Below are 26,240 nucleotides of genomic sequence, written 5' to 3'. Positions count from 1 at the left end.
AGGACAGAGTCTGTCGTTCGATCCGGTCCGGCGCAGGCGCGTACATCTTTCGCCAATCACACGCCTTGGAATTGCGGGCGCGGCGTCGCTTACGAGCATATTGTACGCGAATTTGAAAAGTTTCGCAAGATGGGCCTATCGGGGCGTTGGTCGCACCGCCCAGAAGAGCGGCAGTCGCGGAAAGGCGAGGCGTTCGACTTCGCGGGCGACAAGGTGACGGTAGTCCTGGGGCTGCGCGCCGCCGTCGTAGTGGTAATCGGCGCAGAGGTCGTCCGCCGGGCTCGGGTAAAGGGTGACGGCGATGTATTCCGCCAGTTCGTGACACAGCACGCGCATTTTCTGGTAGGGGGTGAGGCGAGGAGAGAGGTAGACGGCCGCGCCGCGCGGGTCTATGCGCAATCGGGCGCGAAAGTGGCGGGTGTGGCGGCGGCACTCCCAGATATCCACGCCGAAGGACGCCAGCAAGCGCTCCCATCCCCTCTCGGTGCGCGGCAGCCGCCCCCCGGCCCGCGTCGCCATTATCGCCCGTATCTTCGCCGCCGCCGTTCGCACCATGCATGTGTCTGTTATAGTGTACATATGATCCATCGTCAAGTGTAAAGAAAGGCGCCCGTTGGGGCGCCGTGACTGTGAGCGTCTTTGCCGTCTTAAGCTCGCCGTCGCTGCTGGCGCAACTGCTCGGCTTTGAAGCGATAGTAATCGCGCGCCTCCTGGCGCAGGTTCTCGCGGTCTTCCTCGGTCAGGCCGTCGTCGGCGTCGTATCCCGCCTCGAAACCGTCGTCGAAGATCGGATCGCGTTCGAGTTCGCGCGCGGGGCCGGCAGTGTAACCCGCCGCCGCGAGCGCGGCCCGCAGCAGCGCGTCCGATACTTGCGCCGCAGCTTCATCCGGCGCGAGCGCCGCAGCAACCTGCTCGACCGTGCGCTTGCGCGGGTTCAGCTTGCCGGCTTCAAACTTCGAAATCGACGCGTTGCTGACGCCCGCCCGGTCCGCCAGAGCGTTCACCGAAAGCCCGCGCGTCGTGCGCGCCTGCCTGAGCCACGCCCCAAATTCCGTCCCTGCCGATATCGCCATAGGGTTTCGTCCCGCGTGTCGTGATCCGTGTTCCTATTATTAACGAAAAGTTAACAAAAAAGCAAGTGGGCAGGGCGAATTTGCTTGTTTTTCCTGGGATTTATGTGTTAATATAAAGTTATGAAGTCGTTCGTTCTAGCGCAAAGGAATAGAACGCAGATCCCAATCATAGGAGAGTAACCACGATGCAAAGCCCGCCGGGAACGATTACGTCCACTGAAGTCGCCATTTATGACGCGCACACGCTTCGACGGTGGACGCGCAGTGAGAAGGCGCAATTGTGGATCGGTGAATACCACCAAGCGCACAGTGGCCAGTGGCCGTCCATCAAGCAGATCATGCATCAGGCCGACGTGGGGCAGGGCACCGCGCACAGGGCGCTGGTGGCCGCGCGGTCGGAACGGAGCAAGGGAAATTGAGGCTGTGCTTTTATTTGGATCAGAACATATGTTTTATGGGGCTTCGAGTCTCACGTGATGGAGACAACGGACGAAAGACCAGATCGCGTCGCTGCGGTCCAGCGGCTAAGCTGAACCTGCCTCCACAGGCCGAGGATCGGGAGATTGGCGGTATAGTAGTAAGCGTGGTCTCGAATTCTTGTTTTGCGCGAAGGTGAGTTCATTCATGACCGCGGATCAGTTCATCGCCTCCTGGCGCTATGGCGACCTCATTCGCATCGACGGCAGTGCGCTCAAAGCGCTTAATATTCCGGCGCGATCGCACGAGTTTCTCCGAGGGGCGGGCCTGCCGGCGAGCATCCCCATGGATCAGAGCCGAAGACTCACCCTTCTTCCATCCATCCAAGTCGGCGTGGGATCTTTGTTCGATTGTGTCGGCGAGAACGCCTATCGAGCGCTTTACCGAAGCGATCGCGAGATTGTGAACGCGGGCGGCTTGCTTTGCCTGGAAGAAGGGACCGGCTCCGTCGTCTGGTGTTATCCCGACGGGGCGCCTTCGACGTTTGTGAATTCGAGCGTCGAACAGTTCGCGGCCTCGGCGACAGCGTTTTGTGAGCTTTTGGAAGCCCGAGATGAGATTGAGGACCAAGAAGCGCTTCTGGCGCTGTATCAGCAGTTCCGCCGCCGGCTTTATGTCGCGGATCGCCGCGCCCTGCGCAGCCTGTTCTACTATTGGCCCGGCGAGATTCAAGCCTATCACGAGTGCGATGTCGATTAGGGTAACTCCAAGATGGTGCGAGGCGATTTTCAATGAACTCATGGCCAGGCGAGGAACTCGTCTTTTTTCCGCTTGAGGTCACACCGGGGCCGCCGCTATCCTTGAGGGAGTTTTTGGCGGAGCGCGGTCTGCCCGTTCGCGCGGAGGTGTTCTGGGGCTTCGCGATTACGCCGCTGCCGCTTCCTAAGTCCGCAGATCCGCATCCCCAGGGCGCCGATGATTACACCTTCCTCCAGTCGCATACCGTTCCTGCGGCGGGACGCCGGCCGGCGGGGGACTACTGGCTGATCGCTTGCGATGCGCCGGACCCCTATATCTCGATCTATCATCCGTTTCTGATTGGCGTCAACAAAGCCACGAACGCCATCGAATCGTTCCTTCCGCCCCATTCCCACACGATGATCTTTCCCGTGAATAAGTCAGTGGAGGCGTTTGTGGAATCGCTCTGGATTCACCGGCTGTTCTGCAAGCGATACTGGGACGGCCCACAGATATCCGAAGCCGCCGAAGCGGCGCTCGTACGAGATTTATGGGCGGCTCTAGAGACAACCGATCCCGAGGCTTTTCTCAAGCCGGACGACGTTATGCAGCCAAGAGGTTTTTGGGCGCTCATGATCGACAGCTATCGGGAGATGGTTGGCGGCGCTGATTCCGAGCAGAAGCAGAGTGAGGGGCGAGATGCCTGAGAACGAGCTGGCCGCGCTCATTGCGCAATTGGAGAGTGTATACGCGGACGAGCATCCGGTTTTGGATGGGATCCTGGCCTACGGCTCCGAAGCCGTCGAGCCGCTGATCGCGCAGCTCCAGGACAACGATGAGTATGGAGTCCGGACCGATGCGTGCGTTTTGCTCGGCAAGATTGGCGATCCCCTGGCAATCCCTGCTCTTTTTGAGGCGCTATTTGACTGGGACATCCGGCATGTCCGGCCGCAGGCGCAGATCGCGCTCGCCAATTTCGGGCGTCCCGCGCTGGAATATGTTCTTGCGCGATTGGACGGCGGCGATACCCGCACAACGACCGCTTGTATTTACATGCTTCTTGCGTTTGCCGGCCCCGACGCCATTTCCGCGCTGATCCGTCTGGCGGCCAGCCCGGTATTCGAAATCCGATTGCGGGCGGCGGAAGCGCTTTGCCGACTCGGCGAGTGTCAATATCTGGATTTACTTGCCGACGTTCTGGAGACGGACGATGGAGTTCTCGCTCATTTCGCCATTCACGCGATCCATCAGTTGGTGGAAAAGTCGCATTGTCTTGCCGAAGTGGATTCACGAGTCGCGCCCATTCTCAATAATATCCGTGAGCCGAATAGCGGTGAAGCGGCGTCGCCAATGAGGCAAGTCTTTCAACAGACGGCGATTCGTATTCTGGAAGCTCGCGAGAGATCTTAAGGCACCCTCATCACGATATGTCCTTATTCGCTGATATGATTCCCAGACGATGACGCGCGGATTTCTATCGCCGCGTACTGGAAATCGACACACTCGCCTGCGCTTGAAAAACGAGGCTGGAAACAAATTTTGTCAAAGATATCGATTCTGATGGAAACCCTTGCGTCAGCCATGGAACAAGCGGGCTCAAGGATAAAGGATGATCTCTTGAGCGGCTTGTCACAACAAGAAGTCGTAAATCTTACAGTGTCGCTCCCATTTCCGCTGATAAATGATCTATTCGATTTTTACGAGTATTGCAATGGGATAGCCGAACGATCAAAGAGATCCGATCACTTAATTGTTGGTCATAAAATCCTTTCTCTTCAAGCAGCGATCCGAAATTACCAGAAGCTGACGTTGGATACTGGAGATGACCCAGAAGACTATCAAAATACATGGTTTCCACTTTTATTCTCGGATTCCGGCTCCTACCGTGTGGTTGAATGTGGAGAAGGATCGAACCAAGGGAAGGTCCTCGATTATGATGTGGAATCCGGGATTTGCGTCCAATTCAATTCTCTGGAGTCGATGTTTTTGACCGTCCACGAATTCTGGAGCGAAGGTCTTTACACGATCGTCAACGACCGCATCGAGTGGTCCACTGATTACAAGAAGTTTAACGAGATCGGAGCGCGTTTGAATCCTGGCGCGGGCTATTGGAAGTAGCTTGCCGCCATTCATGTGGCGATTGAGGGCGATCCGACACGTTTTGCGGGAACGTCTAATTCTGCGGAAGTTCGATGGCGTCGAGGTTGAGGCCGGTGTCGCCTTCGTCGCATTGTAGGGTAACCTTTGCGCCTTCGGGGACGGGAACCGCGGTCCAGACTTTACGGTATGCGCCGGGGCCGGTCCACTGGCCGGTGGCGGGAAATTGGATTTCCTGGATCTTTTTGCCGTTGATGTAGAGGCTGAACGCGCCAGCGGCGATGCTGGCGTAGGTTACGCCGATGCGGGAGGCCGCCGGACAGTGGGGAAAGCTGACGGAGCGGCCCGGGGAGTTCAGGTAGGCGACGATGTTGCCGTTGGACGCCGCTGGGTCGCCGTAAATGGCGGCGCCGCCGGCGAGGGTTCCGGATTCGGCTTGATATTTCCGCTCGGCTTCGCCGGGCGCGTTTAGCGTGAACTCGCGCAGGCAGAGGGCGTAAGCCGCGCCGGCGACATTTGCTTTCTGGCCGCCGTAGTTGGCGGAGTAGCTGAGCCACATGGTCCGGCCGTCCCCCGAGATGAACTTCGAGGGGATGGCCGGAAAGTAGGCGACGGGGCCAAAGCCGGTGAGGTAATGCGCGATTCGATAGGGGCCGGTGATTCTGGGCGCTTCGAGGATCATGGTGTCGAAGCGGTTCGCGGTGATGCAGCGGGCGATACACATCAGGAAGGTTTTGAGCGGGGCGTCGTAGGTAACGGTGGTTTCGCCCAGGCCGAAGGTTGGCTGGTCCGATGACGCCGGCGCGGGATCCTCCCAGTGGACGATCGGCTGGATGGCGAGGCGAACGGCGTCCAGATGGTTTTTATCCCAGGGGAGCCAGCCGCTGCTTTTCGTATAGTATTGCCAATTTTGCGCGGTGTTCAGGTACGCGGCGCCGTGCTTGGCGTCCGCGCCGGCCGGTAGGAGGATCCGGAGCAGGTAAACGTTGTCGCCCATCACCCAGGAGTTTCTTGCGGCGGTCGCGCTCGCGTCCGCGCCGTGGGCGGTCATGTAGGCGTATTTGCGGCTCGTCTTTGGGTCTGTGGGCGCAAACTGCATGTTCTTGCCGAAGTCGACGAAGTGAGGCGCGCCGATCATAATTTCGTGATCGGCGTTTATGGCGTCGCTGTGATGATAGTCCTCGAAGAGACCGTGGTCGGGATCGGTTGTGTCCGTCCAGCGTTTGCCGTCGTCGATTGAGTAGCGAAAGCCGGCGAACGGCTCCAGGACCTGCCAGTCGCTGTGCGGCATAGCAACCGAATTGTCGTGGTTGGTCAGGAGATATGTGCCGTAATACCAGACAGAGCGTGAGACCAGCGAGGCGCTTGGGTACCTGCCGCAGCCCTTTGTCCCGCCGCCAAGGTTTGAGTTTACCGTGGTCAGCGGCGCGACCTCCAGCTTCAGTGGATCATCGCCGGCGATGCGCGCCGCGCCGGGATTCGGAGTTCCGGCGCCGATCTCCCCAACCTTACCGTCGGTAAAGGGCGAACGAAGATCCCCGCTCGGCAGCCAGCAGGGAAACCAGGTGTCGGCGGCTCCGTAGTCGGCGTAGCGGCCGGTGAACGTGACGCCGTCAAAGAGCAGGGATTTTTGCAGCGGGCAGCTATCCGGAATATCGTTAGGCCAGGTAAACGGATCGAACGTGGACACGGATTCGCCCGAGATCGCCGCCGCGCGCACGGCGGGCTGGACCGCACCGACGATTACCCCGACTGCCGCCGCCAAAAATCCCGCCCATTGATTACTCACGATTTGTCGCCTTCGTGTTCGCGTTCGTTGCGTCCTCCCATTATACAAGAATTCTCCGTGCTCTCGTGTCCGCGCCGGCGGCGAGAGGGGAAACGAGAACTGAACTTTCATTTGAGTTTCATTTCACTTTATCACGGACTCAAATGAAAGTTCAGCGCGCCGGCTGGATTTAGTCGCTTTTTCTTTGCGTGGGGATGTGATCGACGTCGGCTCCGAGTGACGGCGGCGTCAGGCGCTCGGCGAGGAATGCGCCGAGCATGTCGAGCGAGGCGCCCGCCGCGTCCAGGGCGCCGACGCTGGATTGGAACACGTGGGGAAGGCCGGTCCAGATGTCGAGCCGGACGTCGACGCCGGCGGAGACGGCGCGTTCGGCGTAACGGCGGGAATCGTCGAGCAGGGTCTCGTCATCGCCCACATGCACGCGGATCGGGGGCAGGCCGGCCAGATCGCCGTAAAGCGGCGAGGCGAGCGGGTCCTTCGGGTCATGGTCGCCCAGGAAGAGGCGGGCGTACCCCACGCTTTGCGCGAGCGTGAAATACGGATCGGCTTCGGCGCGGGTCTCCCAGCTCGCGCCGGTCAGCGCGACATCCGTGAGCGGAGACAGGACCACGGCGCCGACGGGAACGACACCGCCCGCCGGCCGCGCCGCGAAGCGCGACAGCAGCGAGAGCGTCAGGCCGCCGCCCGCCGAGTCACCCGCAATCGCAATCCGCGTCATTCCGCGCGCGACAAGCCCGTTCCAGCTTGCCTCGGCGTCGAGCAGGCCCGCCGGGAACGGGTGCTCCGGCGTCAGCCGGTAGTCGGGGACAAACGTGTCCGCCCCGGCCCGGGCGGCGAATTGGCCCGCGAAATTGCGATAGGCCAGGGCGGATCCCAGCGAATACCATCCGCCGTGCAGGTAGAGGATCGCGCTTGATGGACGAGCGGCGGCGGGACGGCACCACCAGCCGGGGACGCCGCCGACCGTATCCTGCTCGTATGTCACCGCGTCCGGCGCGAGGACACGCCCCATAACGTCGTCGAATATCGGCCGCGCGGCAATCCCCTCCAGGACGCCTTTGATGGAGCCTAGCTCCGCGCGCATCGCCGCGACCGCCGCCGCGTCCTTGTCGCTGATTGGGTGAACGACCGACCACGCCTGCGGCAAACTCTGATTTCCGTGAACGCTAGTATCCATGTTTCGTGTCCTATCTCGTTATTTATATTTACATTATGTATTGTAATATAAAATAGAATACTTGTCAATACTCTGTCCTGTCTGTATACTGAATTATTGAAAATTGTGAGAGAAGGTTTTGTGATGGAAAAAACGGCGGCAGGCGCCGGGCGCCGGGGACGTCCTCCCGGTGAGGCGGCGCAATCGCATGCGGCGATCATGGATGCGGTCTATCAGATGCTTCAGGAGACGCCCGTTCGCGATCTGACGCTGGAGGCGGTGGCGCGGCGGGCGCATGTGGGGCGGCCGACGCTTTACAAATGGTGGCCTTCGAAATCCGCGCTGATCCTGGCGATGTTCCACGAGCGGATCGGGTCTGAATTGGCGCCGTCGTCGGATGGGACGGTGGAGGAGATCCTCCGGAGCAAGGTCCGGTTTCTGATTCGTCAGTTCCATGGCTTCTTCGGCAAGGTCATGGCGGACTTGATCGCCGAGGGGCAGAGCGATCCGGGGATTCTGAGCGAGCTTTACGAGCGGCACATGCGCGCCCGCCGGGAAGCGACGGTCGCCGAAATCGAGCGCGGCAAGGCGAACGGCGAATTCGCCGCCGATCTCGATCCGGAATTGCTGATCGACGCGATTTTCGGCCCGATCTACTTCCGCCTGCTGCTGCGATCCGCGCCGCTCACCGAGCAATACGGCGAGGAGCTGGTCACACAGACGCTTCGCGGCGCTCGCCCCGCCGCCGGCGCGTAGGGAGCGGCCGCATACGAATTCCTGCTTACTCGAAAAACACCATTCCCCGCGATAGGGCGTAGCGGACCAACCCAACCGCCGACATCAGTCCCAGCTTCTGCATGGCGCGGGCGCGGTGCGTTTCGGCGGTCCGTTCGCTGATCGCCAGGCGCTCGGCGATCTGCTTGCTTGTCACACCTTCGGCCGCCATTCGGATCACTTCATATTCGCGCGGTGTGAGGGATTCTTCGGCGTGTGCTCCGCCTCCGGTCACACCCTCCGTCAGTGACGGGGGCGCGGGCGTAAGCTCGCTCGTCACGTAAGTCTCTCCATCGGCGACGGCGCGAATCGCGTTTTCCAGCTCCGCAAAACCATCATCCATGCTCACAAACGCCGACGCGCCGCTGCGAAGAGCCTGTTCCGCGAGGGGGGCATTGGCGTGCGCGCAGATCAGGACAACCCGGAAGCTGCGGCTTCGGGCAATGAGCCGCTGAAGGCCCTGAAAGCATGCGCTGCCCAGTATCGTCATCTCCAGGATCACGACATCCGCCTTGCGCAGCACGGGATTGTCGTGGAGATCCGTCAGCGTTCCCACATCGTCCAAAAGGTCGAAGTCGGGAACGCCGTCCAGCAGAGAGCGAAGGCCATCGCGGATGAGGCGGCGGCGGGCGGCGAGAATAATGCGCGTTGGCATTGGATGGATTTCCTCGTTGAGATCTTTATGGTTGGATTGTGGTCGATTCGCGCGGAAACGGCGTCACCCGAATGGGTGATATGCGGGGTGATTTAGTATGATTAAGCCCCGTGAAGGCAAAAATGCGTACCGATACGCATGCATAGGCCGCCTGTTCGCGCCCATAACCATACCAGTAGCGCGATTTTGCAGCGCGCATCACACGGAGGTCTCGAATGAACTGGTTCACGGATTTGAAGATCGGGCGCAAGCTGGCGCTGGGATTTGGCTTATGCTTGCTCTTCTGCACGCTGGTCGGCGCCACCGCCGTCAACCGCATGGGGACAATGAACGCGACCATGCACAGGGCGATCGGCGATTCGGTCGTTGGACTGCATGCGCTGGCTCGGATCAATGCGGGAGCGCGTCGGCTGCGGACACTGGAGTTCCAGCACGCGATTGAGAGCTCGCCCAAAGCCATCGCCGGCTTTGAACGGGATATGACGGAGTGCCGGGCCGAAGTCGACCTGGCGATGCAGGAGTATGGATCCAGCGCGACCGATTCGGTCGATCAGAAAAACTTCACGGCGCTCCAGTCTGAGTGGCGGGAGTATACCGGGGCGCATGACGCCATGCTGATGCCGATGAGCCGCCGGTTTGAGGAAAAGGACGCCGTGACGCTGCTCAACGGGTCCATGCGCACGCAGTTTCACGCGCTCACGGACAATTTGGATGTGATGCTGGAGTGGAACCACGCGCACGGCGACTGGTACGGAAGGGAGGTTCAGCAGACATTTCGAGCGGCCAGCAAAGCCGTATGCGCCGCTCTTATCTTTGCCCTGCTGTTTGCCTCATTTCTGGGGTTTTACATCACGCGGCTGATCACGCGCTCTATCGCGGATGTCGCCGAACGGCTGACGAGCCTGGAGACGGTGGATATTGACAGCCTGCGCAAGGCTGTCCACGCCATGGAGAACGGCGACCTGACGGTTCCGGTGCTGTCCCACACGCAGAAGCTTTCGCCGCGCTCCCGCGACGAGGTTGGCGCGATGGCTCAGACGTTCAATGGAATGCTGGGGCAGATTGAGGCGACGATCGCTTCGTTCCGCACGTCGCAGGCGACGATGGGGGAGATGGTTCGTTCGATCCAGACAACCGCGTCCGAAGTTTCGTCGGCTTCGGCGACCCTTGCTTCTTCGGCCGAACAGATTCGCGCCGGATCCGGTGAGATCGCCGATACGATGCAGGAAGTCGCCATCGCCACCGACCAGTCGGCGCGCGGCGCCAGCGAAGTAGCGCAGGGTGCATCCAATCAGGCGGAGGCGCTCAGCCAGGGCGCGGATCTGGTGCGGCATCTTGTCGTGGCCGTCAACTCCGTCGCGCGGGACGCCGGGACGACCGCGCAGTCGGCGGCTCAGGCGAACAGCGCCGCCACGGAAGGCGCCGGCGCGGTGAGCGAAGCGATTGTGGGGATGCAGCGCATCCGTGAAGCCGTCGGCGAATCCGCGCATGTGATCCAGGAATTGGGCGACGCCTCGAAGCAGATCGGCGAGATCGTCGGGACCATCGAAGACATCGCCGAGCAGACCAATCTGCTGGCGCTCAACGCCGCAATCGAGGCGGCCCGGGCCGGGGAATCCGGACGCGGTTTCGCCGTTGTCGCGGACGAGGTGCGCAAGCTCGCCATGCGGTCGCGCCAGGCGACGCATGAAATCGGCCAATTGATCGCGCGCGTCCAGTCTCATACCGGTGATGCGGTGCGCGCCATGGAAACCGGCTCTCAGGAAGTTGTCAAAGGCTGCGCGCTGGCCGAGGGCGCGGGGGCGGCGCTGTCGAAGATCCGCGTGGAAATGACGCGTGTGGACGATCAAGTCCAGAGCATCTGCGCGGCGGCCGAGGAGATGCTGGCCTCGTCGCAGGAAGTCTCGAAGTCGATTTCCGACGTCGAGTTTATCGTCCAGCAAAGCAGCGCGGCCGCCGAAGAGATGTCCGCCTCCGCCGAGGAGGTCTCGGCGTCCGTGCAGACCGTCGCCAGCGCCATCACCGAACAGAGCCTGGCCGTGCAGCAGCTTGTGACGTCCTCCGTCAGACTGTCCGGGATCGCGGGCGATCTCAAATGCTCCGCAAGCCGGTTTGTCACCGAAGAAACGCCGTCCGAGCCGGCCTCGCTCTTAAAGGCGGCGTGATGGATGGGTTCGTCAATGAGAATGGAAACGAAGATGGAAGTGAAGAACACGAAAGTAAATGACGGGCTGCGGGCGGAGCCGGAAAACGGTGATTTCTCGGTTCCGCTCTGGCTGACATCGGGTCATGGGGCGCTGCGGAGCCTGGTGGATCCGGATGTCTTCCAGGAGCGCATGGACAAGGAATGCGCGAAGTCCGAGCGCGAGCGCACGCCGTTGTCGCTTGCGCTGATCGGGGTGGAAGACTTTCCGATGGTCCGCCGCGCGAACCGCGAGGCGCAGGGCGACGAAGTCATGCGCGTGATCGCCTCGGCGATCGCCGCGTGCGGATCCTCGGAGGCGATTGTCGCCCGTTATGGCGACCAGGAATTTGCGGTCGTGACGCCCGGGGACCTCAAGGATATCCGCGCCATCCTGTCTCAGATCCGCGCCTCGCTCGCCTACGTCAAGTACCGCCGCGCGGGTTACCCGGAGAATATCCCGCACATGCTGGCGGTCGGCCTGTCGATCTTTCCGTACGACGCGGCAAACCGCGAAGAACTCTTCACGCTCGCCGACCGCCGCCTGCACGCGTCCCGAATTTATGAGAGCACACGACTGCATTGACCCACTCAGCGCGGTATGCGACGATCTCAGTGGTGGTCTCCGGCGGTCGGTAAGACGCGACCCGTGGCGCGGAACGTTGACGATCACGTGTGACTTTGGCGCGGTATACTGGAGTATCTGGGTTCCCATTTCGGGATGCGTGTGCTCTCCACGGAGTTTCTGGGATGGTAAATGAGCCGGAGAGGAGGGCTTTGTGGGGCCGTGTTACCAAATATTGCTGCCGCGCGCATGGACGGATAACGACGAGAAGAAGCTGGATGAAGTGATCGACGCCGTGAGCGCCGAGCATACGGGGCGCGACTGCTGGGTGGCGGACACCCGCCCGGTCCATGGGATTACGGTCTTGACACACGGCCGGTCGTTTATTATCGGGACATCGCCATTCGATTTGTCGGACGCCATGCATCCGGTGGTGCAGGCGAAATTCATGGCGGCGTTCGGGTTCACTCCGGCGGACATAGCGGTGGTAATATGCGCGAACTGCAAGGATAAAGTCGATCATGTGATCCTGGCCGAACTGCTCGCCGGCGTCGCCGATCTTCTGGATGGGATTATCCCGATGCAAGTGCTGCTTCCTACCCGCGATTTACCCCAACGCCTTCAACGCTCGGTGTGGGTCAACAAGGCGGCCTGGAGCGAGTGTGAACCGTATCAGCGCGAAATGCTCGCGGGGATGCAGGGGCGTCTGGTCACGATTCCTGATTACAACGACTATTGGGACTGCCACTGGGTGAGCCAGTACGCCGACGCTGCGTTCCTGCGCTGGTGGATGACCCATCCTTCGTTCCGCATGCCGGGATGAGGCGCTTTTTTCTCACCACTCGTTGAGGAGCAGGGAAGGTTCGGCGTGAGGGCCTTGTTCGAGGACGACGACGGCGCCGGTTGGGGTGGTGCGCAGGAAGATGCGGTCGGTGGAGCGGAGCATCATCTTCATGCCATGGCCGAGGGTGCCGGCGGTGGTGAAGCCTTTTTCGAGGGCGGCGCGGGGGAGGTTCTCGAAGGAGATGCCGGGGCCTTCGTCGATGATCCACGTTTGTACGATCTGGCTGGGGAGAGTGCGGACGAAAGCGACGCCGCCGCCGGCGTGGACGACGGCGTTCATGCCGGCTTCGCTGACCGCCGTGACCAGATCAAAGCAGCGGTCGTCAATGAAGCCCTCCGCACGGGCGGCCTCCTCGGCGGCGCGGCGCAGCCCGCGCAGGCCTTCGGTCTGGGTGAGCAGGATGCCGGGGCATTCCGGACGCGGGCCGGGCAGGTCACGCTCCTCCAGGCAGAGGATCAGCTTGCCGTTGGTGACGCTGAAAAGCACGTCGCGCATGAATTCGCGCTGGCGCCGCGCCGCCGCGATGCTGTCTTCTCGGGTCCGCCGCTCGGCCGTGACGTCACGCAGGTAAAAGGCGACGCCGTCGCCCGTTCCATAGGCGTGGACGCGATACCAGACCTGGGACGCGGCGTAGTACGCCTCGAATGTGACGGGAGCGCCGCCATTCATGACGCTCTGGTACTGGGCTTCGAACACCGTGCCGACAAGGTCCGGATAGATATCCCAGATGCATCGGCCGATGAGCTCCTGGGCGGCGCGGCCCGCCATCTCGACGCCGCGCCCGTTGACAAAAGTGTAACGCCAATCCTTGTCCAGCGCGAAGAAGGCGTCGGTGACGTTCTCTAAAATCGTGACGGCTTTGCGGGCCGTCTCCGCCGCTTCCATGCGGGCGCGGCGTCGATCGGTGATGTCTTCAAAGACCGTATAAACGCCCAGCGGCGGGCCGCCGTTTGGGTCGATCTCCGGAATCGCGTCGACGCGAATCCAGCGCAGTTCGCCGAGTTTGAGATGCGGAAATCCCAGGATCGCGCCCAGCACGGGCTGGCCGGTATAGAGCGCCTTGATCGTAGGGCGATCTTCATAGGTGTACAGGGAGCCGTCGTCGCGCAGCGGGAAATTGGCGCGATCGAGCGCGGGTGACCTCGCCTTGAGTTGCGCCTCCGTGAAGCCCAGAATACGCTCAGCGGCGGGGTTGGCCGAGGTCACGCGCCCCGTGTTGTCCTGCCAGACGACTCCCTGAGCCATCGTTTCGAACAGCGTCAGATATCTGCGCTTGCTCTCCTCCAGCGCTCGCATCGCATCCTGGGAACTGTCTTCGGTAGAGTTTTCGTCCTCGGGTTTCCGCAAGGTCATCGACCCCTCGTCTTCATATAAGTTCGGAAATGTCAGAATAGCCGGCGGCTGAGAACTTACACAGGATTTATACCAGGTTTCCTCGCGCGTGTAATCAGTTCATCAACGAATGGCAAAGCGGATGCTTTACCAATCGTTGAGCAGGAGGGAGGGCTTGGGGACTGGCTCTTGTTCGAGGACGACGGTGGCTCCGCTAGGACTGGTGCGGAGGAAGACGCGGTCAACGGCGCGCAGCATCATCTTCATGCCGTGGCCGAGAGTTCCGGCGGTCGTGTAGCCTTTTTGCAGCGCGGCGCGGGGAAGGTTTTCCATCGAGATTCCGGGGCCTTCATCGACGATCCAGATCTGCACGATCTTTTCGGGGAGGACGCCGACGTACGCCGCGCCGCCGCCGGCGTGGACCACGGCGTTCATGCCCGCCTCGCTGGCGGCGGTCACCAGATCGTGGCAGCGCTCGTCGGCGAATCCCTCCGCGCGGGCGGCTTCTTCGGCGACCTGGCGCAGGCGGCGCAGACCTTGCTCCGGTGTCAGGGTAATGCGCTCGGCGCGGGGCGGCGCGCCGGGCAGATCGGCTTCGCGGAAACAAAGGCGCAGTTTGCCGTTGGTGACGCTGGCGAGGACATCCCGCATGAACTCGCGCTGGCGTATCTCGGCGGATTGACGCTCCTCCGCGGCGCGGCGCTCGTGCATGATATTGCGCAGGTAAAAGGCGATCCCGTCGGGTGTCGGATAAACGTGCGCGCGATACCAGGTCTGCGACGCCGTGTAGAGCGCTTCAAATGTCACCGGGTCGCCCCCGTTCATGACGTTGTGGAACTGCTCGTCAAACATCGTGTCGATGATATCTGGGTAGATGTCCCAAATACTGCGTCCGATGAGCTGCTCGGAGGTGTGTCCGGATACTTCCTCGCCGCGCCGGTTGACATAGGTATAGCGCCATTCTTTGTTGATCGCGAAGAAGGCGTCAGTCACATTCTCCAGAATGGTGGTTACGGTGCGCGCCGCTTCCGTCGCCTCACGCTCGGCGCGCACACGGTCGGTAATATCCTCCAGGACCGAGTAGACGCCCAGCGGCGGTCCGCCGGCGGGATCGAGTTCTGGGGTGGCGTCGATGCGAAGCCAGCGGGTTCCAGGCAGGGTGGGATGCTGGAAGCCGAGGAGAACGTTCCGAACCGGACGCCCGGTTTGAAGCGCTAGAATCGAAGGACGATCTTCATCACGAAACGGGGAGCCGTCCTCGTGGACGCCAGCCCGGCTGGGATCGAGCTTCGACATGTTTTGAAGCTGCTCCAGCGTCATTCCAAGCATGCGCTGGGCGGCGGCGTTGACCGATGTGATTCGGCCGGCGTGATCCTGCCAGACGACGCCATGAGCCATCGTCTCGAACAGGGTCAGGTATCTGCGCTCGCTCTCCAAAAGCGCCTGCGCGGCGTCCTGACGCTCGGCTTCATCCTGTGCGTTCGACAAGTTCATCGATCCTTTGTATGGCTGCTTAAGATTGGATACGACGTGTCCCCGATCGACGCCGATGGGAATGTCTCAAATCTTTATACCCGGATTTCGCCGGATACTTCCGAGCGGTAATTTGGGAGCCGTAACCCCGCGCCAATTCTCGCCTGCGGCGAATGCAGAAACGCCGGCGAATTCGCTCTTTGCCCCGATCGTACTCACCAATTGCCACAATGGTTATCGCATGCTGCAAAAATCTTGTATCCTGGGTAGCGTATACGTATACTTGCGTGACATAATAGGCTGCGGGCAGCGTGGTTCTCAATGCTGCGAATCGCAATCTACGTTGAGAGGCGACATCTATGAACGTTAGCAAAATGCTTGGCGGTCGGTCCTTCTTTCTCGGAGCGGTCCTATTCACGGCGGCTCCCGTTTTGATTTCTCAGCCGGCCTATGCGGGCCACTGGGGTTTGACAGGCGCGCCGACGGGCGGATTTACGTACAATCCGACGGGGAGCGGCGGCGGCGGGCCGCTCAGCCCATCGTACACGGCCAGCTCGATGAGCTTTGATATCGGCGCGGGCGGCGGCGGCGGCAGTCTGACAGGCAGTGTCTCCTATACCGGGACCATCGCGTGGGTCCCGAACAACGGCGATCTGGCGCGCGACCCCGCGCCGGCCAGCGTCACAATCACCGAATACTCCTACGCCGCCGGCGGCGCGCAGTATGGAGCCACACGCACGACTAGCGCCGACAACGGCCTGGGCGATGCGCCTATCACCACCTACTACACCGGGCGGGGCATTTCCCAGCAAACCGTGAGCGGCAGCAAGACGGCGGCTCACGTCTCCACCGTCCCCGTCACGCCCGGCGGCTCCCTAACGATCACCCGCCACTTGACGGACTACGGCGCAATCACCGGCGGCGGCAGCTATTCCGGCGAGCTGAGCTACAGCGTCTCCGTGCAGTAAGTTCTGAGATTGTACACAATCCAAGCGCCCCGCGTTTCGAAAGAAACTCGGGGCGCTTGGATTGGCGAAACCTGCGGGCGCCGCGCCACGTTGTTTATCTTTGTACACGAAGTCGCCGAAGTAGGAGAAGGGGACATATGAGCGCCGAGGTGCGATCGGGGGACAATCCGAGCAATAGAACTGGACCGAGTCGACTGCGTTTTTGGAAGTACGTCCGCCTCATGTCTTTGTCATTGAACGCTGCTGTACTTTTGTTTTCGCTCTTCGGCGGATTTGCGATTCGGGCAGTTGACCCATGGTTCCAATTCCGTTTCATCGAGACGGACGATGACGGCCCGGATACGCATGGGATCGATTCGCGGCGCGTAGGGATTTCCGCCGACCGGCTGGAGTACGATTTCTTCCAGGGACGTCACGCCGGCGCGGGCTGCACGTTCTATCGCGGCAACGTGGCGGTCGCCTATCTCGGGGGGCGGCATCCGGTTTACTTCAGCTTTCTCGATGTGAACGGCGACGGGCGGCAAGACATCCTCTGCCAATCCGACGATGGGAAATCGTCGGGCGTTTGGGCGCTGGACACGCATGGGACGCCGCGCGATTATCTCCGCGAAGGCCGGCATAATCCCAGCCATGGGGCGCTTCGGCGCCTGCCCGAGACATCGCGTTCGCGAATCATCTTCGCCCTGGCTGGTTATCTCTCCTACGGCGTGCTCATCGTTCCAGCGGCCATCATTGTGCTGTTGTTACAGCTCATATTTTGGGATTCTTTTCTCCGCTCACGCCGTGGCCGCAGCAACCACTGGCGCGGCCGCCGCTGGCGGCCGCTCGGGGTGTTTTCCGAACGGTGAGATTGCGCAAATGAGAATCGGCGACTGCTTCACGGAGATATTGGCCGTCCGCCGCTGGAATGAGATCGTTGTGGTTATCCATTACGGCGTTGTGACGGAGGAAGCCGCAGAGGTCGATGTCGTCTTTCGTGTCACGTTCGACAGTGGCGCGGGGTAGGTCGCTTTGGGCAAGCTGCGATGAGGTTCGCGGCGGCAGGGACGTCTCGCAATATTAAAGATGACGTGCTTGTTTTGCTGTTCGTGAAATGTGTCTTGGACCAGTACGCGGGCCAGGCGGAGGCGCTGATCGAAGGGCCGGAGGGCGGACGTTGAAGTGAGGCGTCTCACCATTCGTTTTGCAGGAGCGGCGATTGGGAGTTGGGGCCTTGTTCGAGCACGACGGTTGTGCCGGTGGGGCTGGTGAGCAGGTAAACGCGGTCGGTGGAGCGGAGCATCATCTTCATGCCGTGGCCGAGGGTGCCAGCGGTGGTGTAGCCTTTTTCGAGGGTGGCCCGGGGCAGGTTCTCGACGGAGATGCCCGCGCCTTCGTCGACGATCCAGACCTGCACGATGTGATCGGGGAGGGTGCGGACGCAGGCGACGCCGCCGCCGGCGTGGACGATGGCGTTCATGCCGGCTTCGCTGACGGCGGTGACCAGGTCGTGCCGGCGATCGTCGCTGAAGCCCTGCGCGCCGGCGGCTTCGTCGGCGGTGAGGCGCAGCGCGCGTAATCCTTCGGTGGGTGTGAGCGTCACGCCGGTGCAATCGGGACATGGGCCGGGCAGATCGGCGTCACTGAAACACAGGTGCAGCTTGCCGTTGGTGACGCTGGCGAGGACATCGCGCATGAATTCGCGCTGCCGCTGCTCGGTGGCGGCGCGCTCTTCCGCCGCCCGGCGCTCGGCGGTGATATTGCGCAGGTAGACGGCCAGTCCGTCTGGGGTGGCGTAGGCGTGCGCGCGGTACCAGGTTTGGGATCCGGCGTAGAACTCCTCAAACGTGACCGGGCCGTCGCCTGCCATGGCCCGATAGTACTGGTGGTAAAAGACCGATCCAATCAGGTCGGGGTAGACATCCCACACCCGGCGCCCCAGCAGCTCCTCGCGCGTTTTGTGCGTGATCTCCTCGCCTCGCCGATTGACGTAGGTGTATCGGAATTCCTTGTCCAGCGCGAAGAAGGCGTCGGTGACGTTTTCCAAAATGGTGACGACGGTGCGTGACGCCTCCGCCGCCGCCTTCTCGGCCTTGAGGCGGTCGGTAATGTCCTCCAAAATGGAGTACACGCGCACCGGGGAGCCATCGACGGGATCGAGTTCGGGAGTGGAGTCGTTGCGCAGCCAGCGCGTCTCGTTAAGTTCGGGGTGATAGAAGCCGGTGATGACGCCCAGCGCCGGCTTGCCCGTTCGCAGCGCCCGGACGGAGGGACGCTCGTCGTCGGGAAATGGTGAACCGTCTTCGCGGACGGCGCGCCATCGGGGATCGGTCGCCGTGCGGCCCTGCATGACCTCCAGCGTCATTCCCAGCATCCGTTCGGCCGCCGGGTTGGCGGAAATAATGCGCCCATTTTTGTCCTGGTAGACGACGCCCTGCGCCATCGTCTCAAACAGCGTCTGGTACCGCCGCTCGCTTTCGGCAAGCGCGCGCTTGGCGGCGTCCAGTCCATCCTCTTCATCCTCGGAGCTTGGAACGGTCATTGCGTCTCTACATCCGGCGTTTGTTGCGCGACTTGCGGGAATTTGTATCCTTCAGCCTGCGTCGGCTGTAAGATCCATAGAATTTATACCTGGATTCGCCCCAAGAATGCCACCTGATCTTTTTTGGCTCCTTGGATCGGACGAGAAAGAACATGTTAACGAAAACGCACTTTCGTTAACATGTCCTTGCCTTCATCCCGCCGCATCCTTACACCAGGACCAGACGTTTTCTGGCGTGCATACTCTGGATGCGCTGGGCGCCCATGGTATCATAAACAGAAATGCAGGATAGCGAGAGACAATGAACACCAAAAGTGCGTATGGGCTTGCGCAATTCCCATTCTTCCTCATCCTGGCGATCTCGTTTGATATGTCCGCTAGCGGATGGACTTTCTTCACGTCCAAATCCCCATGCTGCTCATTGCATCCGCAATCAATTTACTGATCTCTCCTTATCTGAAGCAGGTGTACGAGATCCCTACTGAGGCAGGAGTTTCATGATTAATTCCCCGGAAGAATCCATAACCCAATATGAAAACCATCGTCACGATTCACTTTGGGAGTTTTGATGAAGTCGGCGGCGCTCTGTTTGAGGAGATTGCCGCGATTTATCCCGAAGGAGCGCGGACCAACGCGCATGGGGTGCAGGTCTTCGACAGTCAAATGCCGCAGGAAGATGAACGGAACACCCAGATCTTCGATCTGCTGCGGCGCTACGACTGCACGCCCGACCCTGGGACGATGCCGGGTAAGCATGACTTTTTGATGAGGATCGAGCGATCTTACAGCAAACGCGACCTGGAGCAATGCCGGTATCTGTCGCCATATTTTACGCGGACGTTTGGGTTTGATGAACGACTGCCGAGTGGCCTGCTGAGCAAAGACGCCGCGAAGATCAAGCCGAAGTCCGATATCGGTGGGGGATGGGGCATGGCGGTGTTGATCTCCGAACGCATTCGGGCCGCCGTGGAAGAGGGCGCGTTTCGGGGAGCCAAACTCCAGCCCATCGAACTGTATGGGGCGGGCGCGAAGAAGCTGTCGGGGCAGTTCTGGGAGCTCACGAGCGAGATCGTCCTGCCGCCGCTTTCCGATCGGAACGTCTTTTTGAGCGCGCGGGGCCCAAGCCGCCTCCTCGATCGCGATGCGCCGGAGCCATCAGTGCTGCGCGAAGGCATCGACTTTCCAGAGGCGCTATTCGCCATTCCTGAACTGCACTACCGGGCGAAGGATTTGGCGAGCATCCCGCCGTTCGATATCGCGCTGACATATGAGAACTTTGGCCTCAACGCCCCGCATACGGTGTTCTCGCAAACGTTCTACCAATTCTGCGTCCTGCATAAACTGACGATTGGCTGGGCGCCCGTCCAGATCGACAAAGATTAGGGAGGCGGTCCGTGTCTGTTACGCGGAATGATTAGATTTTCTTGAAAAACTTGACGTCTGCTCGTTGGCTGTCGTATGATGAGATGTCTCGCACGTCTGCTTGTCCGCATCTCGTGAACGCCGCTGGGATGCGGGATCCACATCAACGATGAACGGAGCCAAGAAACGAAATGTCCACTTCAGTGACCGTCATGGAAGCTTCGAAGAGACAGCTGTTTTCCAAGGGGTATATGCTCGCGATTACCGCCGTGATTGACAACCCCTATCCGCTGGAAAGCGAAATGCGCCACGTGAACGAGGCGATGATCCAGTGGCTGAAGAGTCGAAAGAACGCCGCGTGGGGACTGACGTTCGTTTTCACCGCCAGCCCTCAGCAGGAAACCGCGATCCAGCTGGCTATTTCTCACCTGCTCCTCCAAGATTTCGAATGGAAACCGCAGATCGATCGGCTGCGCGATATTCGGATCTTACTGCTCGACGGCGTGACGAAAACTTCTAAGGAGCTCGTCGTTCGAAAGTCTTAGGATCGTGGGCCCCTTATGAAAAGCGCGCACTATTTTTTGCTGCTGGAGCGCTCAGGTGTCTATGGACCTGAGACGATTATTCTGAATACAGAAGCGTTGCGCGCGAGCGAAACGGGTGTGGCGGACATACAGCAACTGGATTTTCGTTTTGAGCGATGGAAGGGCGATTCGCTGGTCACAAATGGCCAGCAATTTTTGGTGACGGCGTCGCTGGGCGCGGATCTGCTTGCCGAGGGCATCACCGGGTTTCGTCTGGATCCCGTAATCGTCTCTGGAAAGCCGTCCTTTAAGAACAGCCAGAGATCCCGGCCGGAGTTAGCCAGTCTGCCCGAATTTCAATGGCTTCGTCTTGAGGGAACCGGAGAAATTACCATGGCGTCGACAATCAAGGCTACTTCTGGAGACGATCTGATCTACGCAAAACGAATTGACTTTGTGTTCGACCCCCAGAGAATCGGCGCGCCGGGGCCGGTTCGCCCCAGCTGCGGATTAGTAGTCACACAGCGCGCCTTCGATCTGATCAAACGCCATGGGTTTCAGCATTACAGCCTCGAAAAGCTAACGTGGGAGCAGCCAGCAGAAATGTACTGAAGTGCGCCATTTGCGCGATCCGCGACGCCAAAGTCAGCTGCACATAATCGTCGAGCATCATTTTTTTGACAACAGGTGCGGAGGAGGAGCGGATTGGGAGCAACGCAGTGGCGGCATTTTATTCCTTATCAGCCGGATATTGAGGCTGCGTTGAAACAGCTTCGGAATGAGGTGTTTGAACGCGGAGATTATTCGTACGGCGGACTGGATACTCTTGCCGCGACCATCGAACGGCTAGATCCGGAAGCGGGAAGAAAGTACCGCGAGCGGCTTGCGCTGCTGAGTCCCAATATCACCAAGTCCCGCCGTCCGAAGTCGATTGAATCGCTTCTTAAGAAATATGGCGACACCGGGGCGCATTCCGTCCTGGATATCGATCATATCTGCGCGGCGCCTGAATATGGGGGATTGAGTCCCGTTCCGGAGGACTGCGTTGTCGAGATCTTCGGCACGCCGTATCCGTCGCGAGATCTCCTGTCGCCGGACAACGGCGGGGGCTTACGGCTTTACGACTGCAATCTGTACGGCCGGTGGAGCGCCGTTTATCTGGTGCTGTTTACGGGAGAGACGCCCACCGAATACTACATCGAAGGGTGCTCCGGCGACTGAGTTCGCGACAGAAGCTATTCCCCATCAACTCCAAAGTAATGCAATGAAAAGCAATGATTCATCGATCTCGTGGGAAGATCAGACAATGCTGCGATTTCTTGGGACGCTGGATCCTCCCATTGCAAAGTTCCCACATTGTTTGATGCGGTCCACGCGCGGTAATTTGGAAACGGCGCTGGCGCATGTCGCCGACACGCCGTTGTGGTATGGGGCCGGCCCGCTGTGGAGTTATCTCGACCGGGCGCCTGATTTACTGGCGGATCTCAATCGGCGATATCCAGACGAAGACGCGCTGGACGATTTTCTAGCTACGCCTGAGGCCAGCCGCCTCTGGCTGCTTCCGGAAATGCAGGAGATCCTGAAGGACAATATCGGCCGATATGACGACAACTTCAGCTTTGCTTACCCAGCGTCGACGCCGCCGCAGATTTTGCAGCGCGTTCCACTAAAGTCTCATACGGTGTATCATCCGAATGGAGAGATACATTATTATTCCTACCCCAGCAAAGAATTGTATATGACGGAATCCGCGCCGAAATGGATTGAAGAGATCGGCTGGGCGTATATTCCATTTGGCTGCGAAGTCAACTACGCCATATTCGTGACTGGTCACCGGATGCTTGGCGCGAATGACGCGGTAAAGGAAGCGCTGCTGCGCCAAGGCGAGCGTGTTGCGGTGCTGGAGCAGGGGGCCGGCCGGTTCGATTGGCGCTGGCTGTGACACTGATATGGAACTGTGCTCGGCTGCGTTTGGTGCGAGAAGGCGAAAAGACGAACCTGCGCTGCGGCTGGCGCGCCACGAGATGGATTATATCGCGGGGATTGGCCAGGAGAAGTTCCAGGGAGGACATTTTCTAACCGGCGAGACGTTTTTTATCCGCGAAGACGCGCTCTACTTTTTCCTGTGCCCGGACTGCCTGAGGCTGCATGTGCAAGGCTGCTCGGCGTAAACATGGAGTGAGTTGGCGAATGAGGGTGGGGATCCCTCAGCCGCGAACGGCTGAAAGATCCATCTAACCTTATACCAGGAATCGCACTGAGAATGGCCGGTGAATCTGCCTGTTTTTCGATATTGGATTCGCGGACCGGCAATAACGTCTTTATGTTGGTGCTTTTGAGTGATTTGTTGTTTAGTGCTGAGCGTGATCCCGGAGATCGGGTGTGGGAGGAAATCTGTTTCGACCCCTCGAATCTTGAAACAACGGTCATTTTTGAGAGGTCGGCGACGCTGGATACGCCAGGTCGAAAATTCCGCGAGATGTTATTGCGTCATACCTAATCCGTCCCAGTCTTCTGTTCTGGCGTGCGAGGTTCGCGGGGATTTGAATGTCCGTTGGAACGGTGAAAATTACTGATGTGGAACAAGAATCCTTTCGACCGAAGCGACGATATCCGCGTTCAGATCAGTCGCGGGATGTATGTGGCGGCTGACGATAACCTGGTCGAGGAATGGGTATGTCCACTGGCGAGCGCGAAGCTCAGTCCCTTTCTGCTTCAGCAGGCGGGGATTGCGCTGCCAAGCGGCGAGATCCTGCCGCTGCAATTCGCGCCCGGGGCCAAGGGGATTGTCCTCGCCGGACCGGCGTTTCCATTCTGGCTGCGCCCGGGTAAAGATTGCGAGTTTAAGCTGTGCCGCCAGCGGCTCTGCGATCTCATAGCCGATCGGCGTTATGAGGGCGCGGTGTCGCTGGTCGCGGTGTTTGTCGATATGTCGGGCGTCCCTTACTACTCCGAGCCATACGAGCTGGACCCCGCGCTGCCGAACCAATGGCGAATGAGCGACGAAGAATTGGCGCAGCGCCGAGCATATGAAGCGAAACTTCTGCGGGAGTCCGAACAATCTTAGCCCCGTGCCGGGCGTCTTCGATTCGCCAGGCATTTGCGCCTGTTCGTGAGGCATGCTTCTATCAGCTCAGGCGGGTTTGAAAGGCGCGGATGACTTCCTGGTTTTCGCTGCCGTCATAGACCGCGTAGGTGACGTGTGCAAAGCAGCGATCGAAGGGGGCGCCGGGGCCGAGGGCTTCGGCGAAGAGGCCGGCGATCATGGCGGGATCGTTTCTGAAGACGCCGCAGCCCCATGCGCCGAGGATCAAGGTGTTGTGGCCGTGTTCCGAGGCCAGCCAGAGGACTTTACGCAGTCGTTCCGCCATCGTCGGTTGTATCTGGGAGATATTGTGCGGCTCATTTCGATAGAGCGCACCGGCGTTGACTGCTGAAGACGTGAGAAACGACATTGTGTACGGAGTGTCCAGCAGTGCGCCTTCGTCCTCGCGGATTACGGGGACATCGGGTGAGTAGATCATGTGGTCCGAGTACAGGCATGTGCCCAGCTGGCGGTGATAATCGTACATGGGGCGGCCATGCAGGAGGCAGGGATACAGTCCCGATGACCGCGCGAGCGATTCTTCCTGCGCCTGGCTGCCATTGAGGAAACCGCCGCCGGGGTTCTTGGCCGAGGCGAAGTTGAGCGCCATGGGATTGGACGGCGCGAGGCGGCGCGCGGCCTCCAGCGTCGTCTCCGCCGTCACCTCAATCACCGTCGCTCCAATGCGCTTCGCGTACAATGGGAGCGGATCGGGAAAGTCCGACGGCAAGTACAGCCGTGTTCCCGCCATCGCCGCCGCCTGCGCGTCCCGGACCTCCACCACCCGCCCCGACGGCGCCGTGTAACGCCCCGCCTCAAAAATCGCCAGCGTCTCCTGCGCGGCTTGTATTCGTGTTGATTTCTTCATTGTATTATTGATACTATCGCCGCCACGGGACGGTTTGAGAAGGAAACGCTCATTCAGATGTCTGATAGATGGAAAGAAAGCTATCAGGAGAAAACGCGATGAGCAATCTGTGGCCGCCCGCGCCGAAAGCGGGGCAAGAGGATGTGACCGTTGAATATTTGGAAATGATAATCGATGGTGAGAGCCTGCGGGCGACGCAGCCGTATTATGAGAAGGACACCCGCAACAAGCGGATCATTCTGGCTGTCTTTTACACGTTCGCCCCGCTCTATTATCTCTATCAGCACAAATATTTCCAGGCGCCGCTGTCCGTGCTGCTTCCACAGCTTATCTGTTACGGCGTTGCAGTACCGCTGGGATATCTTTTGGCCAGGCAGATCTTCGCCAGCGGAAAGACGCATCAGCCATTTTGCATCCGCCGAAGTCCCAGAACGTTTCAGATCGGAAGCGAACCCGAACGCCCACTGTTGGCGGACTCGCTCTTTTCCGCAGGGCGATTGGGAAGCAAGCTCTACCAACTTGAATTGAAAATACCGGGCGACGCAGACCGAAAGAACGCGCAAATCCTACTCGCCATATTCAAAACTCCAGAATCCGCAGAGCGAGCGAAGGCGGAAATTGAGGGCTTCTTATCCACGGCGCACGGATGATCACGCACTCGGTAAGCCGCTTTATCGCCTTAAGAGGGCGATTTACGGCGCACGTTTCGCTGGAGATATGTGCTTTGTCTGGCGAAGACGGCAAACGTGAGAAACGTTTTGGACTGGCCGTATTCTTTCGAGCCGGCGACGCCGCAAACGCGATCGCAGCGTGGGCATGGTTCACGGGATTACGTCAGGACTGGCTAGCGTGAGCCATGGGAATACGAAGGCTATGGAGTTGGAGGAGTGAGGGCATTCGGAACGTGCGTGCGTCGTTTTTATGCGCGAATGGCTATTTCGTTTTATAAAATGTCCAGTAGACGCCACTCATCACACATGGGATGATAACGTACGATGGGACGATGGACTGGCGGGTGGTGAGCCAAATGCCGCCGAAAAGAACAGCGTAGATAGCAAGCAGCAGTCCGGTATGCCTGAGGCGGCTGCGCAGCGTGCCGGGATCGCCAAGGATGTCGCTATTCTTGCTGCTGTGATCGTTCATGGTGGCGGCGTAATAACAGTAGAGACCGATGCAGAGTGAGAGCGAATAGAGCGCCGGGATGAAGGGGTGACGGTGCGTGAGGGTGTCCCACGCCGTGGGAGCGCTCACGAGCGCGGCCGACAAGGTGGAGACGGTGATACGAACGGATCGGGTTTCCGGAGAGCCAAGCAGACCGTGACGCCTGAGTTTTGCCGGCGCTTGTTCGTGGGCTGTCGCCATGGCAAAGGCGTGAATGCCAATCAGAGCGGTGATCAGACCCTGGATGGCGCCGAAGGGCATGTCATAGACGCTGCTGATCCAGGCGAGAGAAGCGCCAAACGCCCCCGCCGCCAGGGCGGCTACTCCCAAACGAGCGGGCAGAGTAACGCGGCTGCCGAAGATGCTTTCGTAGGGAAGCAGAGCCTGCGAGTGCGCCGTCTTTTGCGCTGCCAGATATTTTTTCATGGGTTATTGTTTGTGCGAAGGGTAGGCGATGCTATTTCGGCGGAGCGATTCGGAAAATCAACAGGGCGCCCACCATGAAGATGAGCGTGGTTTCGAGGCGATCATAGTGAAATACAAATCGGAAGAACAGATGAATCAGGACGAAGGCCGTCCACATCTGCGCCAGACGGATCAGGCGCTTGCGCAATGTCTGTGGTTCGCCGAGCAGTAATTCTTGCGTGGTCATACAA

At 60.0% G+C, this 26,240-nt stretch carries 32 protein-coding genes; 21 read left to right on the top strand and 11 right to left on the bottom strand.

The genetic code is table 11. From position 1 onward, the window contains the following. Positions 1-135 precede the first annotated feature (135 nt). Together D5261_RS28245 and D5261_RS28240 are read right to left on the bottom strand one after the other, a co-directional pair. A complete protein-coding gene (locus D5261_RS28245; protein WP_125206157.1) occupies positions 136-579 on the bottom strand; it encodes a hypothetical protein in 444 nt (147 codons plus the stop codon). 68 nt (positions 580-647) lie between these two features. Further along, on the bottom strand, positions 648-1,073 hold the full coding sequence (locus D5261_RS28240; RefSeq protein WP_119323133.1) for a helix-turn-helix domain-containing protein: 426 nt from the start codon (positions 1,071-1,073) through the stop codon (positions 648-650). Positions 1,074-1,258: 185 nt separating this feature from the next. On the opposite strand from D5261_RS28240, the gene D5261_RS28235 reads away from it, so the two are divergent. The 5 genes from D5261_RS28235 (at position 1,259) to D5261_RS28215 (ending at position 4,346) form a co-directional block, all read left to right on the top strand. Continuing rightward, entirely contained in the window at positions 1,259-1,492 is a 234-nt protein-coding gene (locus tag D5261_RS28235; RefSeq protein ID WP_119323134.1) for a hypothetical protein, read from the top strand. A gap of 205 nt (positions 1,493-1,697) precedes the next feature. Beyond that, complete coding sequence (locus D5261_RS28230) at positions 1,698-2,249, top strand: SUKH-4 family immunity protein (RefSeq protein WP_119323135.1); 552 nt, start codon at positions 1,698-1,700, stop codon at positions 2,247-2,249. A 32-nt stretch (positions 2,250-2,281) separates the two neighbouring features. Then, positions 2,282-2,935, top strand: coding sequence for an SUKH-4 family immunity protein (locus D5261_RS28225; protein ID WP_119323136.1), 654 nt, complete (start codon positions 2,282-2,284; stop codon positions 2,933-2,935). Next, the gene (locus tag D5261_RS28220; RefSeq protein ID WP_119323137.1) at positions 2,928-3,638 is read left to right on the top strand and encodes a HEAT repeat domain-containing protein; all 711 of its coding nucleotides are present in this window, start codon (positions 2,928-2,930) and stop codon (positions 3,636-3,638) included. The genes D5261_RS28225 and D5261_RS28220 overlap by 8 nt, the downstream gene beginning before the upstream one ends. A gap of 150 nt (positions 3,639-3,788) precedes the next feature. After that, positions 3,789-4,346, top strand: a complete 558-nt coding sequence (locus D5261_RS28215) for an SMI1/KNR4 family protein (RefSeq protein WP_125206158.1) — start codon at positions 3,789-3,791, stop codon at positions 4,344-4,346. Positions 4,347-4,401: 55 nt separating this feature from the next. Here the strand turns inward: D5261_RS28215 and D5261_RS28210 are convergent, their stop codons facing one another. Together D5261_RS28210 and D5261_RS28205 are read right to left on the bottom strand one after the other, a co-directional pair. Further along, positions 4,402-6,114: a carbohydrate-binding protein gene (locus D5261_RS28210; protein ID WP_125206159.1), complete on the bottom strand. Its 1,713-nt coding sequence runs from the start codon at positions 6,112-6,114 to the stop codon at positions 4,402-4,404. A gap of 169 nt (positions 6,115-6,283) precedes the next feature. Continuing rightward, positions 6,284-7,291 carry an alpha/beta hydrolase gene (locus D5261_RS28205; protein WP_119323140.1) on the bottom strand — a complete coding sequence of 336 codons (1,008 nt, stop codon included), beginning with the start codon at positions 7,289-7,291 and terminating at the stop codon, positions 6,284-6,286. Positions 7,292-7,414: 123 nt separating this feature from the next. Here D5261_RS28205 and D5261_RS28200 point away from each other — a divergent pair, with 123 nt between their 5' ends. Beyond that, on the top strand, positions 7,415-8,026 hold the full coding sequence (locus D5261_RS28200; RefSeq protein ID WP_119323141.1) for a TetR/AcrR family transcriptional regulator: 612 nt from the start codon (positions 7,415-7,417) through the stop codon (positions 8,024-8,026). 25 nt (positions 8,027-8,051) lie between these two features. On the opposite strand, the gene D5261_RS28195 is transcribed toward D5261_RS28200, so the two are convergent. Then, positions 8,052-8,699, bottom strand: a complete 648-nt coding sequence (locus tag D5261_RS28195) for a LuxR C-terminal-related transcriptional regulator (protein WP_119323142.1) — start codon at positions 8,697-8,699, stop codon at positions 8,052-8,054. A gap of 215 nt (positions 8,700-8,914) precedes the next feature. On the opposite strand from D5261_RS28195, the gene D5261_RS28190 reads away from it, so the two are divergent. From D5261_RS28190 to D5261_RS28180, 3 genes are all read left to right on the top strand, one after another. Then, a complete protein-coding gene (locus D5261_RS28190; RefSeq protein ID WP_119323143.1) occupies positions 8,915-10,864 on the top strand; it encodes a methyl-accepting chemotaxis protein in 1,950 nt (649 codons plus the stop codon). Positions 10,865-10,897: 33 nt separating this feature from the next. Further along, on the top strand, positions 10,898-11,467 hold the full coding sequence (locus D5261_RS28185) for a GGDEF domain-containing protein (protein WP_301002299.1): 570 nt from the start codon (positions 10,898-10,900) through the stop codon (positions 11,465-11,467). A gap of 193 nt (positions 11,468-11,660) precedes the next feature. After that, complete coding sequence (locus D5261_RS28180) at positions 11,661-12,269, top strand: DUF6368 family protein (protein WP_125206160.1); 609 nt, start codon at positions 11,661-11,663, stop codon at positions 12,267-12,269. A gap of 12 nt (positions 12,270-12,281) precedes the next feature. Here the strand turns inward: D5261_RS28180 and D5261_RS28175 are convergent, their stop codons facing one another. Next, positions 12,282-13,643 (bottom strand): PAS domain-containing protein, encoded by a 1,362-nt coding sequence (locus tag D5261_RS28175; protein ID WP_119323146.1) that lies wholly within the window; start codon positions 13,641-13,643, stop codon positions 12,282-12,284. A gap of 126 nt (positions 13,644-13,769) precedes the next feature. Next, the gene (locus D5261_RS28170; protein WP_165864421.1) at positions 13,770-15,110 is read right to left on the bottom strand and encodes a PAS domain S-box protein; all 1,341 of its coding nucleotides are present in this window, start codon (positions 15,108-15,110) and stop codon (positions 13,770-13,772) included. A gap of 344 nt (positions 15,111-15,454) precedes the next feature. On the opposite strand from D5261_RS28170, the gene D5261_RS28165 reads away from it, so the two are divergent. From D5261_RS28165 to D5261_RS28155, 3 genes are all read left to right on the top strand, one after another. Next, positions 15,455-16,063 carry a hypothetical protein gene (locus tag D5261_RS28165; RefSeq protein WP_119323148.1) on the top strand — a complete coding sequence of 203 codons (609 nt, stop codon included), beginning with the start codon at positions 15,455-15,457 and terminating at the stop codon, positions 16,061-16,063. A 221-nt stretch (positions 16,064-16,284) separates the two neighbouring features. Beyond that, positions 16,285-16,911 (top strand): hypothetical protein, encoded by a 627-nt coding sequence (locus D5261_RS28160; protein WP_125206161.1) that lies wholly within the window; start codon positions 16,285-16,287, stop codon positions 16,909-16,911. 10 nt (positions 16,912-16,921) lie between these two features. Then, entirely contained in the window at positions 16,922-17,068 is a 147-nt protein-coding gene (locus D5261_RS28155) for a hypothetical protein (RefSeq protein ID WP_165864422.1), read from the top strand. 166 nt (positions 17,069-17,234) lie between these two features. Here D5261_RS28155 and D5261_RS28150 read toward each other — a convergent pair whose 3' ends face one another. After that, on the bottom strand, positions 17,235-18,584 hold the full coding sequence (locus D5261_RS28150; RefSeq protein WP_119323150.1) for a PAS domain S-box protein: 1,350 nt from the start codon (positions 18,582-18,584) through the stop codon (positions 17,235-17,237). 531 nt (positions 18,585-19,115) lie between these two features. On the opposite strand from D5261_RS28150, the gene D5261_RS28145 reads away from it, so the two are divergent. The 8 genes from D5261_RS28145 to D5261_RS28110 all read left to right on the top strand — a co-directional run bounded on the left by D5261_RS28145 (position 19,116) and on the right by D5261_RS28110 (position 23,537). After that, positions 19,116-19,967, top strand: a complete 852-nt coding sequence (locus tag D5261_RS28145; protein ID WP_119323151.1) for a hypothetical protein — start codon at positions 19,116-19,118, stop codon at positions 19,965-19,967. Positions 19,968-20,137: 170 nt separating this feature from the next. After that, a complete protein-coding gene (locus D5261_RS28140) occupies positions 20,138-20,491 on the top strand; it encodes a hypothetical protein (protein WP_125206162.1) in 354 nt (117 codons plus the stop codon). Between the two features lie 15 nt (positions 20,492-20,506). After that, a complete protein-coding gene (locus tag D5261_RS28135) occupies positions 20,507-21,082 on the top strand; it encodes a hypothetical protein (RefSeq protein ID WP_119323153.1) in 576 nt (191 codons plus the stop codon). 93 nt (positions 21,083-21,175) lie between these two features. Beyond that, positions 21,176-21,691: a hypothetical protein gene (locus tag D5261_RS28130; protein ID WP_119323154.1), complete on the top strand. Its 516-nt coding sequence runs from the start codon at positions 21,176-21,178 to the stop codon at positions 21,689-21,691. 85 nt (positions 21,692-21,776) lie between these two features. Further along, complete coding sequence (locus tag D5261_RS28125; RefSeq protein WP_301002298.1) at positions 21,777-22,412, top strand: hypothetical protein; 636 nt, start codon at positions 21,777-21,779, stop codon at positions 22,410-22,412. Between the two features lie 7 nt (positions 22,413-22,419). After that, positions 22,420-22,641: a hypothetical protein gene (locus tag D5261_RS28120; RefSeq protein ID WP_125206163.1), complete on the top strand. Its 222-nt coding sequence runs from the start codon at positions 22,420-22,422 to the stop codon at positions 22,639-22,641. Positions 22,642-22,733: 92 nt separating this feature from the next. Then, on the top strand, positions 22,734-22,970 hold the full coding sequence (locus tag D5261_RS28115; RefSeq protein ID WP_125206164.1) for a hypothetical protein: 237 nt from the start codon (positions 22,734-22,736) through the stop codon (positions 22,968-22,970). Between the two features lie 75 nt (positions 22,971-23,045). Next, positions 23,046-23,537, top strand: coding sequence for a hypothetical protein (locus tag D5261_RS28110; RefSeq protein WP_119323157.1), 492 nt, complete (start codon positions 23,046-23,048; stop codon positions 23,535-23,537). Positions 23,538-23,598: 61 nt separating this feature from the next. On the opposite strand, the gene D5261_RS28105 is transcribed toward D5261_RS28110, so the two are convergent. After that, the gene (locus tag D5261_RS28105) at positions 23,599-24,423 is read right to left on the bottom strand and encodes a TIGR02452 family protein (protein ID WP_119323158.1); all 825 of its coding nucleotides are present in this window, start codon (positions 24,421-24,423) and stop codon (positions 23,599-23,601) included. A gap of 98 nt (positions 24,424-24,521) precedes the next feature. Between D5261_RS28105 and D5261_RS28100 the strand changes: the two genes are divergently transcribed. After that, complete coding sequence (locus D5261_RS28100) at positions 24,522-25,073, top strand: hypothetical protein (protein WP_119323159.1); 552 nt, start codon at positions 24,522-24,524, stop codon at positions 25,071-25,073. 283 nt (positions 25,074-25,356) lie between these two features. Here D5261_RS28100 and D5261_RS28095 read toward each other — a convergent pair whose 3' ends face one another. Together D5261_RS28095 and D5261_RS28090 are read right to left on the bottom strand one after the other, a co-directional pair. Further along, complete coding sequence (locus tag D5261_RS28095) at positions 25,357-26,010, bottom strand: hypothetical protein (protein ID WP_119323161.1); 654 nt, start codon at positions 26,008-26,010, stop codon at positions 25,357-25,359. Positions 26,011-26,041: 31 nt separating this feature from the next. Further along, entirely contained in the window at positions 26,042-26,236 is a 195-nt protein-coding gene (locus D5261_RS28090; RefSeq protein ID WP_125206165.1) for a hypothetical protein, read from the bottom strand. Positions 26,237-26,240: the final 4 nt, after the last annotated feature.

The sequence above is a fragment of the Capsulimonas corticalis genome (genome assembly GCF_003574315.2).
GTDB lineage: Bacteria > Armatimonadota > Armatimonadia > Armatimonadales > Capsulimonadaceae > Capsulimonas > Capsulimonas corticalis.
This window is presented reverse-complemented; position numbering and strand designations above follow the sequence as displayed.

Excerpts from the sequence above, each read along its gene's own strand:
- D5261_RS28235 (WP_119323134.1), top strand. The coding sequence starts at position 1,259 with ATGCAAAGCCCGCCGGGAACGATTACGTCCACTGAAGTCGCCATTTAT.
- D5261_RS28245 (WP_125206157.1), bottom strand. The coding sequence starts at position 579 with ATGTACACTATAACAGACACATGCATGGTGCGAACGGCGGCGGCGAAG.
- D5261_RS28165 (WP_119323148.1), top strand. The coding sequence starts at position 15,455 with ATGAACGTTAGCAAAATGCTTGGCGGTCGGTCCTTCTTTCTCGGAGCG.
- D5261_RS28230 (WP_119323135.1), top strand. The coding sequence starts at position 1,698 with ATGACCGCGGATCAGTTCATCGCCTCCTGGCGCTATGGCGACCTCATT.
- D5261_RS28120 (WP_125206163.1), top strand. The coding sequence starts at position 22,420 with ATGGAACTGTGCTCGGCTGCGTTTGGTGCGAGAAGGCGAAAAGACGAA.
- D5261_RS28095 (WP_119323161.1), bottom strand. The coding sequence starts at position 26,010 with ATGAAAAAATATCTGGCAGCGCAAAAGACGGCGCACTCGCAGGCTCTG.
- D5261_RS28090 (WP_125206165.1), bottom strand. The coding sequence starts at position 26,236 with ATGACCACGCAAGAATTACTGCTCGGCGAACCACAGACATTGCGCAAG.
- D5261_RS28225 (WP_119323136.1), top strand. The coding sequence starts at position 2,282 with ATGAACTCATGGCCAGGCGAGGAACTCGTCTTTTTTCCGCTTGAGGTC.
- D5261_RS28140 (WP_125206162.1), top strand. The coding sequence starts at position 20,138 with ATGTCCACTTCAGTGACCGTCATGGAAGCTTCGAAGAGACAGCTGTTT.
- D5261_RS28205 (WP_119323140.1), bottom strand. The coding sequence starts at position 7,291 with ATGGATACTAGCGTTCACGGAAATCAGAGTTTGCCGCAGGCGTGGTCG.
- D5261_RS28105 (WP_119323158.1), bottom strand. The coding sequence starts at position 24,423 with ATGAAGAAATCAACACGAATACAAGCCGCGCAGGAGACGCTGGCGATT.
- D5261_RS28190 (WP_119323143.1), top strand. The coding sequence starts at position 8,915 with ATGAACTGGTTCACGGATTTGAAGATCGGGCGCAAGCTGGCGCTGGGA.
- D5261_RS28110 (WP_119323157.1), top strand. The coding sequence starts at position 23,046 with ATGTGGAACAAGAATCCTTTCGACCGAAGCGACGATATCCGCGTTCAG.
- D5261_RS28155 (WP_165864422.1), top strand. The coding sequence starts at position 16,922 with ATGAGAATCGGCGACTGCTTCACGGAGATATTGGCCGTCCGCCGCTGG.
- D5261_RS28160 (WP_125206161.1), top strand. The coding sequence starts at position 16,285 with ATGTCTTTGTCATTGAACGCTGCTGTACTTTTGTTTTCGCTCTTCGGC.
- D5261_RS28185 (WP_301002299.1), top strand. The coding sequence starts at position 10,898 with ATGGAAGTGAAGAACACGAAAGTAAATGACGGGCTGCGGGCGGAGCCG.
- D5261_RS28150 (WP_119323150.1), bottom strand. The coding sequence starts at position 18,584 with ATGACCGTTCCAAGCTCCGAGGATGAAGAGGATGGACTGGACGCCGCC.
- D5261_RS28200 (WP_119323141.1), top strand. The coding sequence starts at position 7,415 with ATGGAAAAAACGGCGGCAGGCGCCGGGCGCCGGGGACGTCCTCCCGGT.
- D5261_RS28100 (WP_119323159.1), top strand. The coding sequence starts at position 24,522 with ATGAGCAATCTGTGGCCGCCCGCGCCGAAAGCGGGGCAAGAGGATGTG.
- D5261_RS28125 (WP_301002298.1), top strand. The coding sequence starts at position 21,777 with ATGCTGCGATTTCTTGGGACGCTGGATCCTCCCATTGCAAAGTTCCCA.
- D5261_RS28220 (WP_119323137.1), top strand. The coding sequence starts at position 2,928 with ATGCCTGAGAACGAGCTGGCCGCGCTCATTGCGCAATTGGAGAGTGTA.
- D5261_RS28215 (WP_125206158.1), top strand. The coding sequence starts at position 3,789 with ATGGAAACCCTTGCGTCAGCCATGGAACAAGCGGGCTCAAGGATAAAG.
- D5261_RS28115 (WP_125206164.1), top strand. The coding sequence starts at position 22,734 with ATGGCCGGTGAATCTGCCTGTTTTTCGATATTGGATTCGCGGACCGGC.
- D5261_RS28135 (WP_119323153.1), top strand. The coding sequence starts at position 20,507 with ATGAAAAGCGCGCACTATTTTTTGCTGCTGGAGCGCTCAGGTGTCTAT.
- D5261_RS28145 (WP_119323151.1), top strand. The coding sequence starts at position 19,116 with ATGAAAACCATCGTCACGATTCACTTTGGGAGTTTTGATGAAGTCGGC.
- D5261_RS28240 (WP_119323133.1), bottom strand. The coding sequence starts at position 1,073 with ATGGCGATATCGGCAGGGACGGAATTTGGGGCGTGGCTCAGGCAGGCG.
- D5261_RS28195 (WP_119323142.1), bottom strand. The coding sequence starts at position 8,699 with ATGCCAACGCGCATTATTCTCGCCGCCCGCCGCCGCCTCATCCGCGAT.
- D5261_RS28175 (WP_119323146.1), bottom strand. The coding sequence starts at position 13,643 with ATGACCTTGCGGAAACCCGAGGACGAAAACTCTACCGAAGACAGTTCC.